The 18,341-nt window shown below is 75.2% G+C and carries 18 protein-coding genes; 7 read left to right on the top strand and 11 right to left on the bottom strand.

Going from position 1 to position 18,341, the window contains the following annotated elements:
• Nucleotides 1-20 precede the first annotated feature (20 nt).
• Nucleotides 21-911: a glycerophosphodiester phosphodiesterase gene (locus tag LY71_RS09245; protein WP_211297232.1), complete on the bottom strand. Its 891-nt coding sequence runs from the start codon at nt 909-911 to the stop codon at nt 21-23.
• Nucleotides 912-1,098: 187 nt separating this feature from the next.
• Between LY71_RS09245 and LY71_RS09240 the strand changes: the two genes are divergently transcribed.
• Complete coding sequence (locus LY71_RS09240) at nt 1,099-1,623, top strand: hypothetical protein (RefSeq protein ID WP_106276672.1); 525 nt, start codon at nt 1,099-1,101, stop codon at nt 1,621-1,623.
• Nucleotides 1,624-1,694: 71 nt separating this feature from the next.
• The gene (locus tag LY71_RS09235; RefSeq protein WP_106276671.1) at nt 1,695-3,332 is read left to right on the top strand and encodes an amidohydrolase; all 1,638 of its coding nucleotides are present in this window, start codon (nt 1,695-1,697) and stop codon (nt 3,330-3,332) included.
• A 122-nt stretch (nt 3,333-3,454) separates the two neighbouring features.
• On the opposite strand, the gene LY71_RS09225 is transcribed toward LY71_RS09235, so the two are convergent.
• Nucleotides 3,455-3,637, bottom strand: a complete 183-nt coding sequence (locus LY71_RS09225; protein WP_106276760.1) for a hypothetical protein — start codon at nt 3,635-3,637, stop codon at nt 3,455-3,457.
• Between the two features lie 161 nt (nt 3,638-3,798).
• Here LY71_RS09225 and LY71_RS09220 point away from each other — a divergent pair, with 161 nt between their 5' ends.
• Complete coding sequence (locus LY71_RS09220; protein ID WP_106276670.1) at nt 3,799-4,311, top strand: DinB family protein; 513 nt, start codon at nt 3,799-3,801, stop codon at nt 4,309-4,311.
• Between the two features lie 172 nt (nt 4,312-4,483).
• Here LY71_RS09220 and LY71_RS09215 read toward each other — a convergent pair whose 3' ends face one another.
• Nucleotides 4,484-5,002, bottom strand: a complete 519-nt coding sequence (locus LY71_RS09215) for a hemerythrin domain-containing protein (protein ID WP_106276669.1) — start codon at nt 5,000-5,002, stop codon at nt 4,484-4,486.
• 60 nt (nt 5,003-5,062) lie between these two features.
• On the opposite strand from LY71_RS09215, the gene LY71_RS09210 reads away from it, so the two are divergent.
• From LY71_RS09210 to LY71_RS09195, 4 genes are all read left to right on the top strand, one after another.
• A complete protein-coding gene (locus LY71_RS09210; RefSeq protein ID WP_106276668.1) occupies nt 5,063-6,034 on the top strand; it encodes a quinone oxidoreductase family protein in 972 nt (323 codons plus the stop codon).
• A 137-nt stretch (nt 6,035-6,171) separates the two neighbouring features.
• Nucleotides 6,172-7,347 carry an HNH endonuclease signature motif containing protein gene (locus LY71_RS09205; RefSeq protein WP_106276667.1) on the top strand — a complete coding sequence of 392 codons (1,176 nt, stop codon included), beginning with the start codon at nt 6,172-6,174 and terminating at the stop codon, nt 7,345-7,347.
• A gap of 198 nt (nt 7,348-7,545) precedes the next feature.
• Nucleotides 7,546-8,196, top strand: coding sequence for a hypothetical protein (locus tag LY71_RS09200; protein ID WP_106276666.1), 651 nt, complete (start codon nt 7,546-7,548; stop codon nt 8,194-8,196).
• Nucleotides 8,193-9,674 carry a glycosyltransferase family 2 protein gene (locus LY71_RS09195; RefSeq protein ID WP_106276665.1) on the top strand — a complete coding sequence of 494 codons (1,482 nt, stop codon included), beginning with the start codon at nt 8,193-8,195 and terminating at the stop codon, nt 9,672-9,674. The genes LY71_RS09200 and LY71_RS09195 overlap by 4 nt, the downstream gene beginning before the upstream one ends.
• Before the next feature lie 141 nt (nt 9,675-9,815).
• Here the strand turns inward: LY71_RS09195 and LY71_RS09190 are convergent, their stop codons facing one another.
• From LY71_RS09190 to LY71_RS09155, 8 genes are all read right to left on the bottom strand, one after another.
• Nucleotides 9,816-10,775: a VWA domain-containing protein gene (locus LY71_RS09190; protein WP_106276664.1), complete on the bottom strand. Its 960-nt coding sequence runs from the start codon at nt 10,773-10,775 to the stop codon at nt 9,816-9,818.
• Between the two features lie 34 nt (nt 10,776-10,809).
• On the bottom strand, nt 10,810-11,859 hold the full coding sequence (locus tag LY71_RS09185; RefSeq protein ID WP_245887783.1) for a DUF58 domain-containing protein: 1,050 nt from the start codon (nt 11,857-11,859) through the stop codon (nt 10,810-10,812).
• Complete coding sequence (locus LY71_RS09180; protein WP_245887782.1) at nt 11,856-13,109, bottom strand: AAA family ATPase; 1,254 nt, start codon at nt 13,107-13,109, stop codon at nt 11,856-11,858. Before LY71_RS09180 ends, LY71_RS09185 begins: the two co-directional genes overlap by 4 nt.
• A gap of 296 nt (nt 13,110-13,405) precedes the next feature.
• Nucleotides 13,406-14,743, bottom strand: a complete 1,338-nt coding sequence (locus tag LY71_RS09175; protein WP_245887781.1) for a C40 family peptidase — start codon at nt 14,741-14,743, stop codon at nt 13,406-13,408.
• Nucleotides 14,744-14,976: 233 nt separating this feature from the next.
• Nucleotides 14,977-16,512, bottom strand: a complete 1,536-nt coding sequence (locus LY71_RS09170) for an AMP-binding protein (protein WP_106276663.1) — start codon at nt 16,510-16,512, stop codon at nt 14,977-14,979.
• Nucleotides 16,513-16,715: 203 nt separating this feature from the next.
• On the bottom strand, nt 16,716-17,138 hold the full coding sequence (locus LY71_RS09165) for a DUF1772 domain-containing protein (RefSeq protein ID WP_106276662.1): 423 nt from the start codon (nt 17,136-17,138) through the stop codon (nt 16,716-16,718).
• Nucleotides 17,135-17,461, bottom strand: a complete 327-nt coding sequence (locus tag LY71_RS09160; RefSeq protein WP_106276661.1) for a hypothetical protein — start codon at nt 17,459-17,461, stop codon at nt 17,135-17,137. Before LY71_RS09160 ends, LY71_RS09165 begins: the two co-directional genes overlap by 4 nt.
• On the bottom strand, nt 17,458-18,216 hold the full coding sequence (locus LY71_RS09155) for an SIR2 family NAD-dependent protein deacylase (RefSeq protein WP_106276660.1): 759 nt from the start codon (nt 18,214-18,216) through the stop codon (nt 17,458-17,460). Before LY71_RS09155 ends, LY71_RS09160 begins: the two co-directional genes overlap by 4 nt.
• Between the last annotated feature and the right edge of the window lie 125 nt (nt 18,217-18,341).

Genomic DNA, 18,341 nt, shown 5'->3' with positions numbered 1-18,341 from the left:
GGCCCCGTGCCCGGGGACGGTCAGCCGGTGCTCCTCAGGGACGGCGGTCCACCCCGTCCCAGGAGGTGCATCAGCGCCGCGGCCTCGTCCGTGATGATCGCGTCGACCCCCAGGGACACCGCGAGGTGCATGTCGCGCGGGCGGTTGACGACCCACACGTGGACCTGCAGCCCGGCCCGGTGCAGGCGTCCGACGAGGCCGGGGTCGTGGCGCAGCATCGCCAGGGACGGACCGATCGCCGTGCCGGCAGGGAGGACGGGTCGCGACCGGGACCGCGACCGCGGCAGCACCTGGCGGACCAGGTGCACGGTGGGGAGGTCCGGCGCCAGGAGCCGGACCCGCCGCAGCGCCGTCGGCGAGAAGCTCATGACCCGGACCGCCGGACGCCCCGACCACTCCAGCGGACGCCCGCCGGACAGCAGCCCGAACCGCCGGAGACTGGTCAACAGGGCCGCCTCGACCTGCCCGGCGTGGCGGGTCGGGTGCTTGGTCTCGATCGCCAGCCGCACCCGGCCGGGGGTGGCCGTCACGTAGTCCAGCAGGCGGTCGAGGGTGAGCACCCGCCCGGCGTCCTCGTCGGGCTCCACGTCGTCCTCCGCGACGGCGGGACGCGACGGGCGGCCCCGGATCCCGGCGCGCCGGGGTCGCCGGTGGACGACGCGGTGGCGCTCCAGCTCGGCGAGGTCCAGCGCCGACACGACGCCGCGGCCCGTGGACGTCCGGTTGATGCGGCGGTCGTGCACGCACACGAGCACGCCGTCGCGGGTCATCCGGACGTCGCACTCCACGGCGTCCGCCCCCAGGGTCAGCGCCTGCTGGTAGGCGGTGAGGGTGTGCTCGGGGGCCTCGGCCGACACACCGCGGTGCGCGACGACCTCGATGTCGGACGGCGCGCGCGGCGGCAGGCTCACGGCGAGCTCACCTGGGTCGTACCGGTCCCCGTACGGGACACGCGATCTCCTCGATCGGTGCGAGGACCGGGGCGCGAGCACCGGGTCGCTGTCGTCCGGCGGCAGGACCCCCCGCCGCCGCTGGCCTGGCCTCCTACCCGCCGGTCGCCGGGCGACACGTGCACCGGTCGTGCGGCAGGCTGGCCGGGTGGGCGAGGCGGAACTGCGTGACCTGGTCGGGTGGACGGTCGAGGACGCCCCGCCCGAGGCCCGCGCGGGACGGGTGCTCGGCGCCGTGCTGCACGCCGTCTCCGCCGTGGTCACCCTGGGCGCGGACGCCGCCGGCGGCGCCCGCCGCCCGGCCTGGACCGTGCCCGCCGACCCGGCCGCCTACCTGGACCTCGGCGCCGTCCGGCTGCACTGGCCGCCGTCCGCCCCGGGCGAGGCGGTGGCGGCCTCCCGCGTGGGCGTGTGGGCGCTCGCGCCGGGACGCCCGCCCCGGGCGCTGCCGGTCGAGGCGTGGCGGGTGCTGCGCGCCGTGCCGGCCACCGGCTCCCGGCGACCCCGGCAGGCGGCCGCGCCGTGGCGGCTCGAGGTCGGCGACGGCACGGGCAGCGGGACGCTCACCGGCGCCTGGCTGGCGCTCGCCTGGATCGGCACGCTGGCCGGCTGGCCCGAGCCGACCGGACCCGGGCCGGACGGCGGCGACCGGGCCGATCCCCACCGGCTGTAGTAGGACCCACCTCGTCCCCGACGTCACCCCGACCCGGTCGACGTCGACCGCGACGACCAGGGAGCTCCGGCATGCAGGCGACCCACCCCGACCACCTCCGTGGCACCGCCGGCCCGGGCACCTGGACGCTCGTCGTCGCCGACCGGGTACACACGCTCGCCGGTCCGCCGGCGGAGGCGCTGGTGCTGCTCGACGACCGGGTGGCGGCCGTCGGAGATACTCGCGAGCTGCGCGAGAGGTTCCGCCCCGACCGCACGGTCGAGCTCGACGGCGTGCTCGTCCCGGGCCTCAACGACGCGCACGCCCACCCGAGCATGACCGCGGAGAACCTGCTGCACGTCAACTGCTCACCGGAGGTCGCCACCGACGGGGACGTGCTCGTCCGCCTGCTCCGCGACGAGGCCGCCGTCGTCGGCGAGGGGCAGTGGGTCCTCGGCTCGCGCTACGACCACACCAAGACGACCGGCGGCCGGGTCGTGGACCGCGAGTTCCTCGACCGCGCCGTCCCCGACCGGCCGGTGCTGCTGACCCACGTGGCCGCGCACTGGGGGGTGCTCAACTCCGCCGGACTGGCGGCCGCCGGCCTCACGGGTGACAGCACGGACCCGCCGGGCGGCGCGCTGGGCCGCGACGCGGCCGGGGAGCTCAACGGCGTCGTGTACGAGCAGGCCCTGTTCGACGTCTCGTACCCGTCGCTGGCGCGGGGCAGGACCGTCGTCCCCCCGTCGACGCCCGAGGCCCGCCTGCGCGGACTGGCCCGTGCCCAGCAGATGTTCCACGCCGCCGGGATCACCTCGATGGTGGACGCGCTCTGCGGGCCCGACGACGTGGCGCTGCTGTCGGAGGCCGCCCGCTCCGGGCAGCTGACCCTGCGCGTGGCGGTGCTGGTCGCCTTCCCGCACTACGACCGCATCGCCGCGCTCGGGCTGCACAGCGGCTTCGGGGACGAGCGGCTGCGCCTGCTCGGGGTCAAGGCGTTCGTCGACGGCGCCTGCGCCGGCGGGAACTGCCTGGTGGACGAGCCGTTCGAGGGCACCGACGACCACGGCATGCAGACCATGGCCGACGCCGATCTGCGGGACCTGGTCGAGCGGGTGACCGGCGACGGCGTCGTCCTGGCCGTGCACGCCAACGGCGACCGCGCCATCCGCAAGCTGCTCGACGCCCACGAGCGGGCCCGGGCGCTGGGAGCACCGCCCCGACGGCACCGCATCGAGCACTGCTCGCTGGTCGACGCCGACATCGTCGGCCGGATCCGCGCGCTCGGGCTCGTCGTCGTCCCGTTCGGTTCGTACGCGCGCTTCCACGGCGACAAGCTGGTCGGCTACTACGGGCGGGACCGGCTCGAGCGCATGTTCGCCCACCGGACGCTGCTCGACGCCGGCATCCCCGTCGCCGGGTCCAGCGACTACCCGTGCGGGCCCTACGAGCCGCTGGCCGCGATCACCAGCTGCGCCGAGCGGCGGGCGCTGGACGGGACCCTCATCGGCCCGAGCCAGCGGATCACCGTGCGGGAGGCGTTCGGCCTGTACACGACCGGGGCCGCGTACGCCGCGGGCGAGGAGCGCGTGAAGGGCACGCTGGCCCCGGGCATGCTCGCGGACTTCGTCGAGCTCGGCCGCGACCCGTTCGAGGTGCCGGCCGACGAGGTCGTCGACATCCCCGTCCGCTCGACGTGGGTCGGTGGCCGGCTGGTCCACGCGCTCTAGCCCCAGCCGCGTGCGGGCCGTGCAGATCACCCGCATCGGCGGCCCCGAGGTCCTCGACGTCGTCGACCTCCGCGATCCCGTCCCCGACGAGCGACGGCTCCCGAGCCACGCCTCGCGGACGGTCACTGCTGAGCGGCGTACCGCTCCTCGAGCAGGCGGTTCACGCAGCTCTCCGCCTCGTCGACGGCGGAGGCGTTCTCCCCGCTCGGGCACCGGTCCCAGGCGCTGCGGGCGACGCCGAGCGCGATGTAGGCGACCGAGATGTCGAGGTCGAGCTGGTCGGTGCTGGTGATGGTCGGGCTCATGACGACCTCCGGGCGATCGGTGCCTGTGAGCTGCACGGTAGGACGCAGGTGTGACGGTCCTGCTGCGCCGAGGTCATCGGCGGATGTCGATCCGTTCCGTCCGGCACTCCCTCCCCCTAGCGTCGGCACCGACCCACCGGAGGACGACGGAAGGGGATCCCATGACCGGCTCGACCACCCTCACCCGAGAGCGCGCCGACCTGATCGAGTCGCTCCGGCGGCACCGGTCCTTCCTGCGGTTCACCGTCCGCGACCTGACCGACGAGCAGGCGGTGCGGCGGCCGACCACCAGCGCGCTCGACCTGGCCGGGCTGATCAAGCACGTGGCGGCCACGGAGGCCGGATGGGTGCGGTTCGCCGAAGGCGGGGCCGAGGCGATGCACCGCAACTGGGGCCCGGATGCCGCGACCCGCCACTGGCACCTCGAGCCCGGGGAGACGCTGGCCGGTGTGCTGCTCCACTACGAGGAGGTCGCCCGGCACACCAACGAGCTCGTGGCCACCCTGCCCGACCTGGACGCCGAGCACGCGCTGCCGGAGGCACCCTGGTTCGAGCCGGGCGCCCGCTGGTCGGTCCGGCGGGTGTTCCTGCACGTCATCGCCGAGACAGCGCAGCACGCCGGCCACGCCGACATCCTGAGGGAGTCGATCGACGGCCAGAAGACGATGGGCTGACCCGTCGTTCGCCCGACGACCGCCCCGACGGCTCGGCGGTCGGTGCAGCGGTCGGCCTCGACGACGAACCGGCCGGTGGCGGTGTCGGCGTCGACGAGCTCCGGAAGCCAGGACGGATCCGCGACCAGGGGTGCGGCCGGACGGCCGGCCACCTGGCCGAGGGCCGGCGTGCTCAGAGGGACGGGTCGCCCTCCGGCACCTCGGTGGCGACCACCTCGGCCACCTCCGCGTCCTCACCGGACAGCCCCTCGGCCTGCTCGTGCTCGTCGTGGAACGCCAGCCAGCGCATCCCGAGGGCCTCGCGCTGCTCGTCGTCGACGGCCTCCTTGAACGGGGGGAAGAAGTCCGTCTCCTCCTCGGCCATGTGGTCGGCGTTGACCTGCCGGGCGTTGCGCACCGCCTCCCACCACGCCTCGCTGCCGACCTCGTGCTCCACGACAGCGGCCGCGGCGTGCCGGATCTCGTTGTGGTCGTGCACGCCCTCCGCCGTCTCCTGCGCACCGTCCGCCTCCTGGGCGAGCAGCGGGTAGAACAGCTGCTCCTCGGCGACGGCGTGCACCTCCAACTTGGCGTGCAGCGCCTCCCACGCGGCGGCGAGCTCCTGGCCGGACAGGTCCTCGAGCGCCGAGAACTCCCGCCGGAAGACCTCGTGCTCGGCCAGGACGAGGGCGGTGATCTCGAAGTCGGACACGTCGGACCCCTACCCGTACCGCGGGGAGGTAGGCCGGGCCCACGCCATAGCCTCAGCTGCATGCGAGCCGTGCAGATCACCCGCTTCGGCGGCCCCGAGGTCCTCGACGTCGTCGACCTCCCCGATCCCGTCCCCGGCGACGGCCAGCAGCTCTACGAGGTCTCCGCGGCCGGCGTGAACTACGCCGACACCCACCAGACGGAGGACAGCTACCTCGCCCCGCAGCAGCTGCCGCTGATCCCGGGGGCGGAGTTCGTCGGCCGCCCGGTCGGCGGCGGTGAGCGGGTGGTCGGGCTGCTCGAGGGCGGCGGCTACGCCGAGCGGGTCGTCGCCCACCCGCGGCTGACCTGGCCGGTACCGGACGCGATCACCGACGAGCAGGCCCTCGCCGTCGTGCTGCAGGGCGCCACCGCCTGGCACCTGCTGCGCACCAGCGCGCACCTGGCCGCCGGGGAGTCGGTGGTGGTCATCGCCGGCGCCGGCGGGGTCGGGTCGCTGGCCGTCCAGCTGGCCAAGCGCTGGGGTGCCGGCCGGGTGATCGCGACCGCTTCCAGCGCGGAGAAGCGGGCGCTGGCCGAGGAGCTCGGCGCCGACGCCACCGTCGACCCGGCGCTGGCCGACGACGACCCGAAGACCTTCGCCGACGCGCTGCGGGAGGCCAACGGCGGCAGCCGCGTCGACGTCGTCCTGGAGATGACCGGCGGCAACGTCTTCGACGGGTCGTTCTCCGCCCTGGCGCCCTTCGGCCGGCTGGTCTCCTACGGCATGGCCGGCCGCCGTCCCCCGAGGCCGGTGCAGGCGCCCGCGCTCATGGGCACCAGCCGCGCGGTCGTCGGCTTCTGGCTGGCCCACTGCATGAGCCGCCCGTCGATGATGGACGACGCCATGACCGAGCTGCTGCCGCTCGTGGCCGACGGCGCGCTGCGCCCCGTCGGCGGCGGCCGCTACCCGCTGTCGGCCGTCCGCGAGGCGCACCAGGACCTGCTCGCCCGCCGCACCACCGGCAAGCTCGTCCTCGACCCCACCCGCTGAGGCACTCCGGCCGGCCGAGCGGTCGCGCGCGGCCGGCCGTCCTCCGAGTGTGTCGAGGCGCTTCGGGGATCTGTGGACAAGCGTCTGACCTGCGGATTCGTGCTGCGCGACTGGCTGCGTTCGCTTAGACTTCGTACGTGTGTTCGGACGCCTCGTTGACCGGTGACGCGCTGGAGGACGTCGCCGCGCTGGTCGCCGAGCGCAACCGGATCGACGCCCTGCTGGCCCGGCGGGTGCGGGCCGCGGAGCTGTCCGGCGCGCCCGAGCGGGACGGCGCGAAGAGCATGCGCTCGTGGCTGCCCGGGCACTGCCGGCTCTCGGCCGCGGCGGCCGCCCGGATCGTGGGGAACGGCCGGGTGCTGGAGCACATGCCGGCGCTGGCCGAGGCGCACGACGCCGGCCTCGTCGGCGCCGAGCAGGTCGCGGTGGCGGCCACGGCGCTGACGCCGGAACGCCTGCAGACCGCCGCCGAGCACGGTGTGGACCTGGCCGAGATCGATGCGGTGCTCACCGGTGCCGCGATCGAGCAGCGGTACGCCGACTTCGTCGCCGTCGTGCGCCACTACCTCGCCCAGCTCGATCCCGACGGGCCCGAGCCCGACCCCACCGAGGGCCGGCGGTTGACGCTGACGAAGCACGCCGACGGGTCGCTGTCGGTGCGCGGGGAGCTCGACGCGGTGGGTGGGGAGAAGCTGCAGGCGGCGCTGGAGTCCTTCGTGCAGGCCGACCGGCCCGCCGGCGACGAGCGCAGCCGCGCGCAGCGCCTCGGCGACGCGCTGGTGCAGCTGTGCGACACCGCCCTGGCCGCCGGGGGCCTGCCCACCCTGCGGACGGTGAAGCCCCACGTCGCCGTCGTCATCGACCTCGCCGATCTCGCCGATCCCGCCACCGGCCCGGAGGCGGGACGGATGGGGTTCGGCGCGACCATCTCCGCCGCCCGGGCCCGCTGGCTGGCCTGCGACGCGACCGTCTCCCGGGTGGTGTTCGGTCCCGACGGGGCGCCGATCGACCTCGGCCGCGAGCAACGCGTCGCCGATCGCTACCTGCGGCGCGCGGTCGAGCTGCGCGACGGCGGCTGCGTCTTCGCCGGCTGCGCAGCACCGACCTGGTGGGCGGAGGTGCACCACCTCGTGCACTGGCTCGACGGCGGCGAGACCACCCTGACCAACTCCGCGCTGCTGTGCGAGCGCCACCACACCAAGGTCCACCACGGGTTCCGGGTCGAACGCCAACCGGATGGTCGGTGGCGCACCTGGCGACCCGACGGCACCGAGATCACCGTGCCGACACCCCTGGCTCCCGCAGCAGCCTGAGCTGCGCAGCGTCACCTCCGGCCTGGTCGCCCGTCCGGGTGGGTCACGCCCCTCCCCCGTCCGGGTTGCAGGGGCTGATGGGGACGCACCCGTCCGATCTACGTTTCCCCCGTCGCAGCTGGACGTGGGCAACGGAGCCGGTCCCCTGCGGTCACCCGATCGCCTCACGAGGGGGAACCCGTGCCTCCAGGTACACCCGTGCTCCGCGCCCGCGCCGCCGGGGCCGCAGCACTCGCACTGTCGGCGGCGCTGCTGACCGGCTGCCAGCTGCCCGACGTCAGCATGAGCCCCGACCTCACCGCCGGGGAGGAGACCGCCGCCCCGACCCGGGCCGCGAGCACCCAGGCCGCCGTCCGCACCGAGGCCGCCCCGGCCGCCCCGAGCACCGAGGTCGCACCGCCCACGCCGGCCCGCCCGGCCGGTGACCTCGACACCGGCGCGCTCACCCACGCCCTGCCCGCCGGTGACCGCACCGTCGTCGTCGACTACTGGACCACCGGGCAGGCGGTCACCTGGACGGCCGAGGACGACAAGACCGTCCAGCTGTCCGCGCACGTCGAGGGCGGTGACGAGGACACCGAGGTCCTGGTCACCCGCTTCGCCCTCACCGTCGACGACGGCACCACCCGGGCACTGGCCGCGGAGGACCGCGGCGAGTTCGCCCTCATGCCGCCCTACAGCTACTCGACCGCGCTCACCCTGCCCGGCGCCGACTCCGCCGCCGAGGCGCTGACCCTCGAGGTCCAGTTCGACCTGCTGGTCGAGACCGAGCCCGGCTCGCAGCGCTGGTTCCGCCAGACCGTGCTCGACACTCTCCAGCTCCCGCTCCTCCAGGAGGACCCCTCGTGACCCAGCTCGTCGTCCCCGGCATGCGGCGCTCCACCGACCGCGTGCACCTGCTGGCCCGGGGTGGCCAGGAGATCCCCGACATCAGCTCGCTGGTGCCCGAGGAGTTCGGCGGTCCCGCCGTCCGCGACGAGCGGCGGCACGCCACGATCAGCTGCATCATCCCGGCCTACAACGAGGAGTCGACGATCGCCGACGTCCTCACCTCGCTGCTGTCGCAGACCCGGCCGCCGGACGCGATCCACGTCGTCATCAACAACACCGACGACGACACCCCGGAGATCGCCGGGCAGTACGCCGGCGAGCACAGCCGCGTGGTCAAGGGCGAGACCTACACGACCGTCGTCCACGTGCACGACATCGGCGACAACCCCGACAAGAAGGTCGGCGCGCTGAACTTCGGCTACTTCGTCAGCCGCGGCTACGACTACATCCTCGGTGTCGACGGCGACACCACCCTCGACCGGCGCTGCGTCGAGTGGATGGAGAAGGAGATGGTCACCGACCCGCGCATCGGCGGGCTCTCGGCCATCTACACCTTCGACAAGGGCCGGGTGCACGGCGGGATGGCGCGCTTCCTCGTGGCCGGCCAGCGCGCCCAGTTCGCCGGGTTCAACATGGACAACCTCGTCCGCGGCCGCAACATGGCCGTCCTCGGCGGGCAGTGCAGCCTGTTCAGCGTCCGTGCGCTCGAGGCCGTCATGTACCGCCACCACCAGTCCGCGCCCTGGGTGCGCGACTCGGAGGTCGAGGACTCCAAGCTCTCGCTGCAGATCAAGGACGCCGGCTTCAACACCAAGATCAGCGCCCGGGCACGGGCGTTCGTCGGCCCGATGACCACGCTGCGCGCGCTGCACGGCCAGCAGGTGAAGTGGAACTTCGGCGGCATCGACCTGCTGTGGCCGGGTCAGCGCGGCGACACCAAGGGCCAGCCGCTGCACCCCAACCTGCGGCTGCGCTGGTACGAGAACATCGCGATGCTGTTCAACATCAGCGCGCGGATGGGCTTCCTGCTGCTGCTGGCCGCGGCGCTGTCGATCGACGCGTTCGTGTTCAACCCGATCTGGCTGATCCCGCCGGTGGTCGCGACGCTGCTCAACCTGCGCATCGCCCTGTCGATGCACGACAAGAGCGCGATCGACATCTTCTACGCGCTGCTGGTCGCACCCGCCGAGCTCTACATGTGGGTCCGCATGGGCCACTTCGTCACCGCGTGGGTGCAGTTCTTCGCGCGGGTGGAGAAGGACAACTGGGCGGCCCAGGCGGCGGCCGAGCGGGGCCGCGGGTCGGCCTACGTCATGCCGGCCGTGTGCGCGGTCGTCACCTTCGCGGTGCTGATCTTCGCCTGGAGCCAGCAGAGCATCGGCGTGCAGTCGGCGATCCTGTCGATCGGCTGGCCGGCGCTGTACCTGCTGACCATCCTGCAGACGGTGTTCATGGTGAAGAAGCTGGTCCGCCGCCAGCGCGGCTTCACGGTGTGACCGCACCGCACCGAGACCCGGGGCCGCCGGGGGACGACGAGGTCCCCCGGCGGCCCCGCCGTCTCCCCGGTGCTCAGCAGCGGACGGCGACGGGAGCCGAGACCACCAGGTGTGGCAGGTGGGCGCTCTGCCTCTCGTGCCCTAGAAGAGCCGCTGCAGGCGCCAGGCGGCCAGGCCCAGCCCGCAGGCGAGGAGCAGCGTGGACACCCGCACGAACCAGTGGGAGACGTCCTGCGGCTCGGTGGTGTAGCCGATCTGGCTGCCCAGGTCGTCGTAGACGGCCTCCAGCTCGGCGCGGGTGCGCGCCTCGTTGTACTGCCCGCCGGTCTCCTCGGCGATCTGCCGCAGCGCCTCGCGGTCGATGGGCACCGGCGTCACCTCGCCGCCGATCTCGATGGAGCCGTAGTCGGTGCCGAAGGCGATGGTGGACACCTCGACCCCGGCTCCCTGCGCCGCGGCGATCGCCTGGGTGTTCTCCCGGCCCACGGTGTTGTAGCCGTCGGAGAGCAGCAGGATCCGCGCCGGCGGCAGCTCCTCCTCGTCCGCCACGTCGAGCGAGGACTGGAAGGTGCTGATCGTGGTCAGCGAGGTGAAGACCGCCTCACCGATCGCGGTGGCCTCCGACAGCTCCAGGTTGGCGATCGCGCCGCTGACCTGCTCACGGTCGGTGGTCGGCGCCACCAGCGTCGAGGCGGTGCCGGAGAACGACACGAGCCCCAGGTTGATCCGCGGCGGCAGGATCTCGACGAAGTCGGTGGCAGCGTCCTTCATCGCCTCGAACCGGCTCGGGTCGATGTCCTCGGCCTGCATCGACAGCGACACGTCCAGCGCCAGGACGACGGTGGCGGTCTCCCGCGGCACCCGCACCTCGGTGCTCGGCCGGGCGAGGGAGAGCACCAGCCCGAACAGCGCGGCCAGCGTCAGGCCGAACGCGACGTGCCGCACCCAGCCGGCCCGCTTGGGCAGCAGGCTCTGCGCCAGCCCGGTCTGGGAGAAGCGCGCCGCGTACACCCTCCGCCGCAGCTGCTTGACCACGTACAGCGCGGCCAGCGCGAGCACGGGGACGAGCGCGATCAGCCACAGCGGTGACTGCAGACTCACGGGCGGGCCTCTCCTCTACCGCGGGTGGGGGCGCTCACCGGGACGCGCCGCCGCTGCCGGCGCGCCGCCGGTCGGCGACGAACCGCACGACGTCCATCAGCCAGTCGCGGTCGGTGCGCAGCTGCAGGTGCCCGGCACCCGCGCGGCGCAGTCCCGCGGCGACGGCCCGGCGCTGCTCGGCCGCCCCCGCGGCGAACCGCGCCCGGAACTCCGCGTCGCCGGTGGGCACCTCGAGGGTCTGCCCGCTCTCCGGGTCGACGACGGTGAGCAGGCCGACGTCGGGCAGCTCCAGCTCCCGCGGGTCGACGACCTCGATGCCCAGCAGCTCGTGCCGGGCACCCAGGCCGCGCAGCGGTCGCTCCCAGTCGGTGTCCCCGAGGAAGTCGCTGACCACCACGACCAGGCCGCGGCGGCGCGGCGGGCGGCGCAGCGTCTCCAGCGCCGCGGCGAGGTCGCCGCGCCGTCCGCTGGTGGCCCGCGGGGTGGCCACCACGGCGCGCAGCAGCCGGTCGGCGGCGAGCCGGCCGGCCTGCGCCGGGTAGCGGTCGACCCGCTCGCCGGTGGTGACGACGGCGCCCAGCCGGTTGCCGCCGCGCACGGTGAGGTGGCTGACGGCGGCCAGCCCGGCGATCGCCAGGTCGCGCTTGTCGCACAGCCCGGTGCCGAAGTCCAGGCTGGCCGACAGGTCGACCACCGCCCAGGTCTCCAGCTCGCGGTCGGCGATGGTCTCGCGGACGTGCGGCACCTGGGTGCGCGCGGTGACCGGCCAGTCCATCCGCCGGACGTCGTCGCCGGGGTGGTAGGTGCGCGAGTCGCCGGCCTCGGAGCCCGAGCCGGGCACCAGGCCGAGGTGGTCGCCCTGCAGCAGCCCGTCGAGGCGCCGCCGCACGGTCAGCTCCAGGCGCTGCAGGAGGATGTCGGCGGGACCCTCGCCGAAGTGCGGCGGCGCGCCGTCGTCGCCGGCGCCCGGGGCGACGCCCGAGCCCGGGGTGGGTGCGGTCGCCGTCCCCGTCGCCGGCCCGCCGCCGTCCGCGGGGGGTGCCGGGTCCGCGGCAGCGCGGGACCGGCCGCGACGCCGGATCACGCCTGGGGGGTGCCGGGGACGTGCCCGTTGCCGCCGGCCTGGCCGTTCTGCGCGGACGGCGGCAGCTGCTGCGGCACGGGCTGCCCGTTCGGCACGGGCGCGAAGCCGGGGCCGTAGGGCGCGCCCTGCGGCGGGCCGTACTGCGGGGCGAGCGGGGGCGGGACGGCGGGGCCGCCCGGCGCCGCGGGACCGTACCCGCCGGCGCGCTGGCGGGGGGTGACCTGCGGCAGCGGCACGGTCTGCAGGATCCGCTTGACCACGTGGTCGGCCGGCACGCCGTCGGCCAGCGCGTCGTAGGAGAGCACCAGCCGGTGGCGCAGCACGTCGGCGGTGACGTCGAGGACGTCCTGCGGGAGCACGTAGTCGCGGCCGCGCACCAGCGCCAAGGCACGGCCGGCGGCGATCAGGCCGAGCGAGGCGCGCGGGCTGGCGCCGTAGGAGACCCACGAGGCGACGTCGTCCATGCCGTGCTCGCGCGGCTGGCGGGTGGCCACGACGAGCCGGACGACGTAGTCGACCAGCGCGTGGTGCACGAACACCTGCGAGGCGGTGCGCTGCATGCGGCGCAGGTCCTCGGGACCGAGCACGGTCTCGGCCACCGGCGGGGTCGAGCCCATCCGGTAGATGATCTCGCGCTCCTCCTCCGGGCTCGGGTAGTCGACGAGCACCTTCATGAGGAAGCGGTCGCGCTGGGCCTCGGGGAGCGGGTAGACGCCCTCGGACTCGATGGGGTTCTGGGTGGCCAGCACCAGGAACGGGTCGGGCAGCGGGTGGGTGACCCCGCCGATGGACACCTGCCGCTCGGCCATGACCTCCAGCAGCGCCGACTGCACCTTCGCGGGGGCGCGGTTGATCTCGTCGGTCAGCACGAAGTTGGCGAACACCGGGCCGAGCTCGGTGTCGAAGGCGTCCTGGCCGGCCTTGTAGATGCGGGTGCCGAGGATGTCGGCGGGAACCAGGTCGGGCGTGAACTGCAGCCGGGCGAACCTGCCGCCCACGACGGTGGCCAGCGTCTCGACCGCGAGGGTCTTGGCCACCCCGGGCACGCCCTCGAGCAGCACGTGGCCGCGGGCCAGCAGGGCGACCAGCATCCGCTCGACCAGCCGGTCCTGACCGACGATCACCCGCTTGATCTCGAACAGCGCCCGCTCCAGCCGGGCGGCGTCCGCCGACGGGGGCACCGGAGCGCCGGAGCCCACCGCGGAGGAGCCGGTGGTCTTCTCGAGCGGGGTGCTGGCAGCGCTGGTCACGGGGCTCCCTGTCGTGCCGGTCCGTGGCCCTCCGTCGGTCCACGGGGAGGCCGGGCGCGGGCTCGCTGCCCGTCCCCTCGCCAGTGTCCCACCACGACCTGGGGGGACGTCCGCGGCGCGGGACGCCGCGCCGGGGCCGTCCCGGAGCACTCGCCGGGGATCCGCGAACTCTCGGCGAGCCGTGCCCCGGACACTGGGTCCGGGGTGCTCCGGCTGCTAGCGTGGACCCTGCGTCGGGCAGCTCCCCCCGTGGCTGCCCGACGCCCCACTCCTCCGGTCCGCTCCCGTCCGCGGGCTCACGCCGTCGGCCGGACCGCCCCGAAGTAGTCGCTGCCGAACCACATCGGCGCCACCTTCACCACGTCGCCGCTCTGCGGGGCGTGCACCACCCTGCCGTCGCCGAGGTAGAGCGCGACGTGGTAGATCGACGTGTACGCGCTGCCCGAGCCCCAGAAGACCAGGTCACCGGCGCGCAGGTCGGCGCGCGCGACGGTCGACCCGCGGAAGCGCCACCACTGGTCGCGGCTGGTGCCGCCGATCTGGACGCCGGCCCGGGCGTAGGCGTACTGGGTCAGCCCCGAGCAGTCGAAGCCGAAGACGCCGGAGTCCGGCGGGATGCCGTAGCTCGGGCCGCTGCTGCCGCCGCCGCCCCAGCTGTAGGGCAGGCCGCGCTGGGCCAGCGCCGCGTCGGTCGCCGTCTCCACCGCCGAGACCGTCGGCGTGCCGGCCGTGGTGACCGACGGCGGGGTCGGCGCGGACGGCGGGGCGCTGGAGACCGGCGCGGGCGCCGGCGTCGGGGTGCCACCCGCGCCCGATGAGGACGACGGGGACGAGGAGGACGACGAGCCGGACGGCGCCGGGGCCGGCGCGGGTGCGGCCGCGGGGGCCGGCGCCGACGGGGCGGCCGGCGGGGCGGCGCTCGCCCGGGCAGCGGCCGCGGCGGCCGCCTCGGCGGCGGCCTGCTCCTGCTCCATGCCGGCGACCTGCTGCTCGGCGGCGGCGGCCTGCGCGGCGACGGCGTCGCGCTGCTCGGCGAGCGCGGCGGTCTGCTCCCGTGCCGAGACCTCCTGGGCCTGGGCGCCGGCGAGGCTGGCGGCGGCCTCGGCCTGCAGCGACTCCGCCCGCGTGGCCGCGGCGCCGGCCTCGTCGTGGGCGGCGGCGGCCTGCTCCCGCAGGACGGTCAGCTCGGCGACGACGTCGACCCGGTGGGTGCCGGCGGCCTCGAGCAGCGCGGCGCGCTCGACCAGCTGCGCCGGGCCGTCGGCGCTGAGCAGCGCGGCCGCGCCCGGGGCGGTGCTGCCGCGCACGTAGCTGTCGCGGGCGAAGGCGGCCACCTGCGAGCGGCCGGTGCCGAGATCGGCCTCGGCCTGCGTCGCGGCGGCCGCGGCGGCGTCGGCGGCCGCGTGGGCGGCGTCGGCGGCGGCCTGGGTCTCCTCGTAGTCCTGCAGGGCGATCTGGGCGTCCTGGCGCGCGGTCGCCGCGGCGGCCTCGGCCTCGGCCAGCTGCGCGCTGAGCACGCCGACCTCCGCCGCGGCGGCGTCGCGCGCGGCCTCGGCGGCGGCGATCTCGTCGTCACTGGGCGCGGCCGACGCGACGCCGGGAGCCAGCCCGAGCACGACCAGGGCGGCGAGCACCGTCCCGGCCGTGCGGGCGGCCCGGCGGCCTCGTCGGTGCCGGGTGCGCGTCGCCGTACCCACGTGTCGACCCCTCCCGGTGCGGTGACGCCCGGGGCGCCGTCCACACGTGTTCGCCGGACGCCCCCTCGGACGCCTCCGCACGGGGCATCGACCCGGTCGGGGAGCCCGTTGAGAGGGCCTCCCCCTGGAGGGTGAGGACAGCGCCCGGCGCGTCGGGAGGGGTCGAGCGCTCAGTGCACCTGTCGTTCCCCCGGCTGCCAGAAGGCCTCGCGCAGCTTGAACTTCTGGATCTTGCCGGTGGCGGTGCGGGCCAGGGCGTCGCGGAACTCGACCCGCTTGGGCGCCTTGTAGCCGGCCAGCCGGCTCTTGCAGTGGGCGATGATCTCGTCCTCGGTGGCGCTCTGGCCCTCGGCGAGCACGACCAGCGCGGTGACCAGCTCGCCCCACTTCTCGTCGGGGATGCCGATGACGGCGACCTCGGCGACGGCGGGGTGGCTGAAGACGGCGTCCTCGACCTCGATGGAGGACACGTTCTCCCCGCCGGTGATGATCACGTCCTTCTTGCGGTCGGAGATGGTGAGGTAGCCGCCCTCGTCGAGGCTGCCGCCGTCCCCGGTGTGGAACCAGCCGCCCTCGAGCGCCTCGGCGCTGGCGTCGGGGTTGTCCCAGTAGCCGGCCAGCACGGTGTTGCTGCGCACCAGGGCCTCGCCGGACTCGCTGACCTGCAGCCGGGTGCCCAGCGCCGGGACGCCGGCCCGCGACAGCCGCCGGGCGCGCTCCTCCGGGTCGAGGTCGTCGTACTCCGCGCGCGGCCGGTTGATGGTGACCAGCGGCGCGGTCTCGGTGAGGCCGTAGATCTGGTTGAACTCCCAGCCGAGCTCGGCCTCGACGCGGGCGATGGTGCGCGAGGGCGGCGGGGCGCCGGCCACGATGATCCGCACCCGGTCGCGCCCGGGCACCTCGCCGTCCCAGTCGGCCGCGGCGTCGAGGACGGCGTTCCACACCGCCGGCGCCCCGGCCATCACGGTCACGCCGTGCCGCTCGACCCGCCGCAGGATCTCCGCGCCGTCGATCTTGCGGATCACGACCTGGCGGGCCCCGACGCCGGCCGCGCTGAACGGCAGGCCCCAGCCGTTGCAGTGGAACATCGGCAGCGTGTGCATGTAGACGTCGCGGTCGCCCAGCTGCATGTGCATGGCGAAGGTGACCGCGTTGACCCACTCGTTGCGGTGGGTCATCTGCACGCCCTTGGGCCGCGCCGTCGTCCCGCTGGTGTAGTTGATCGTGGCGGTGGCGTCCTCGTCGGGCTCGCTCCACGGGCGCGGCTCGGTGTCGAAGGCGAGCAGCTGCTCGTACTCCTCGCCGGTGCCGAACCGGTGCTCGGCCTGCACCCGCTTCAGCGAGGTTTCCAGCTCCGGGTCGACCAGCAGCACGCGGGCGCCGCAGTGGCCGACGATGTAGGACACCTCCTCCGGGTTGAGCCGGAAGTTGACCGGCACCGCGACCCGCCCCGACGACGGGACGGCGAGCAGCACCTCGAGCAGCCGGGCGGCGTTGTGGCTGACGATCGCGATCCGCTCGCCCTCCCCCACCCCGAGCGCGTCCAGGCCGGCCTGCAGCGCACGCCCGCGGCGGGCCACCTCGCGGTAGGAGACCTCCCCCAGCGACGGCGCGGGCTGGTCCGGTTCGTCGACGATGCCGACGCGGTCGCCGTAGACGAGCTCGGCGCGGTCGAGGAAGTCGCGGGTGGTGAGGGGGACGCGCATGCCGGGCTCCCGGTTGCCAGGCTGCCCGGCCCGCCCGGTCAGCCGCTCGACGTGGTCCAGCTCACGCTAGCGGTGTCCGCCGGGATCAGGTCACCTGATCGTGCAGCGTCCTCCCCGACGGTGGGCGGTCAGGTCGGACGCGCCGCGGTGCGGTCGGACGCGCTGCGGTGCGGTCGGACACGCTCCGGTGCGGTCGGACGCCCTCAGCCGAGGACCAGCCACCCGGCCGCGAGGGTGCCCGCGGTGGCGGCGAGCGCCCGCACCGTGTCCACCCGCAGCAGCGCGCGGAACGCGGCGTCGTCGAACCCGGCGTCCAGCCGCCGGTGCAGCGGCACGGCCAGCAGCCCAGTGACCCCGAGGACGACGGCCAGGCACCCCGCGCCGGCGAGCACCGGGAGCAGCGGGGCGCCGTCGGGGCGGGCCAGCAGCAGCCACAGCGTGGTGACCCCCTGGCCGGCGAACAGCGGCCCGACCACCCGGCTGACCCGCCGCTGGTGCGCCCGCTCGTACGCGGCGAACGCCGGGCGCGGGACCATCGCGAACTGCGGGTACACCAGCCCGCGCACCGTCCACTGGAAGCCGGCGTAGGCCGCCGTCAGCGCCAGGTGGACGACGACGAGCGTCACCGCTGCGTCGTCACCGGCTTGGGCGGCTTCCCGCGCCAGGTGAGGCTCTGGGCGTCCAGCTCGCGCAGCAGCGGGTCCCGCTCGGCGAGCACCCGCTCGGCCAGCGCCACCGCACCGGCCAGCTGCTCGTCGGAGAGCTGGGCGAACGCCGGGGAGCGGCGCCGGTCGAGGTGGTCGTACCAGCGGCCGCCCACCGCGTGGTCGAGCACGATCCGGCCGAAGCAGTGGTCGGTGGTCACCACCCAGCGCCCGGCCCGCGCCCGCCGGGGCAGCTCGCCGAGCACCAGCTCGCGGTAGCGCGCCTCGAGCTCCGCGCGGCTCACCCGGCGCCGACCAGCCGCGGCAGCGCCGTGGAGATCGGCTCGCGGACGACGAGGTCGGCCAGCCCGTCGAACGGCGTCGGCTCGGCGTTGACGATGACCACCCGGGCGCCGTGCGCGGCGGCCACCTCGACCAGCCCGGCGACCGGGTAGACGACCAGCGAGGTGCCGACGGCGAGCAGGACGTCGCAGTCGGCGGCGGCCTGCGCGGCGGCGTCGAGCACGCGCTCGTCGAGGGCCTGCCCGAAGCTGACCGTCGCGGACTTGAGGATCCCGCCGCACACCAGGCAGGCCGGGTCCGGGTCGCCGGCGTCGATCCGCGCCAGCGCGTCGTCCATCGACGTCCGGTCGCCGCAGGAGAGGCACTCGACGGCGTGCACCGTGCCGTGCAGCTCGAGCACGTGCTCCGGGGAGGAGCCGGCCGCCTGGTGCAGCCCGTCGACGTTCTGGGTGAGCAGCGCCCGCAGCCGGCCCTGCCGCTCGAGGTCGACCAGCGCGCGGTGGCCGGCGTTGGGGGCGACGTCGGGCGCGCGGACGTCGGCCCGCATCCGCCAGGCCCGGCGCCGGATCTCCGGGTCGGCCACGTAGTAGGACAGCGTGACGAGCTTCTCGGCGTCCGGGTCGCGGGTCCACACGCCCTGGGGACCGCGGTAGTCGGGGATGCCGCTGTCGGTGGAGACGCCCGCGCCGGTGAGCACGGTGACCCGCCGGGCGTCGCGGAGCCAGTCCGGCAGCGGGTCGGGGACGGCACCGGTCACGCGTCCCACCGTAGGTCGCAGGTGAGAGCGACGTCACGGGGGAAGGGAAGGGTCGCCTTCCCAGCAGCCCACTGGCGTGGCCTGGGAGGATGGCGGGTGGCAAGCAAGCCCGATGGACACTCGAG

This window comes from Geodermatophilus tzadiensis, from assembly GCF_003002915.1.
Taxonomy (GTDB): domain Bacteria; phylum Actinomycetota; class Actinomycetes; order Mycobacteriales; family Geodermatophilaceae; genus Geodermatophilus; species Geodermatophilus tzadiensis.
This window is presented reverse-complemented; position numbering and strand designations above follow the sequence as displayed.

Bases quoted from the DNA above. Each gene is read 5' to 3' on its own strand.
- LY71_RS09235 (WP_106276671.1), top strand. From the start codon at position 1,695: ATGCAGGCGACCCACCCCGACCACCTCCGTGGCACCGCCGGCCCGGGC.
- LY71_RS09225 (WP_106276760.1), bottom strand. From the start codon at position 3,637: ATGAGCCCGACCATCACCAGCACCGACCAGCTCGACCTCGACATCTCG.
- LY71_RS09220 (WP_106276670.1), top strand. From the start codon at position 3,799: ATGACCGGCTCGACCACCCTCACCCGAGAGCGCGCCGACCTGATCGAG.
- LY71_RS09210 (WP_106276668.1), top strand. From the start codon at position 5,063: ATGCGAGCCGTGCAGATCACCCGCTTCGGCGGCCCCGAGGTCCTCGAC.
- LY71_RS09170 (WP_106276663.1), bottom strand. From the start codon at position 16,512: ATGCGCGTCCCCCTCACCACCCGCGACTTCCTCGACCGCGCCGAGCTC.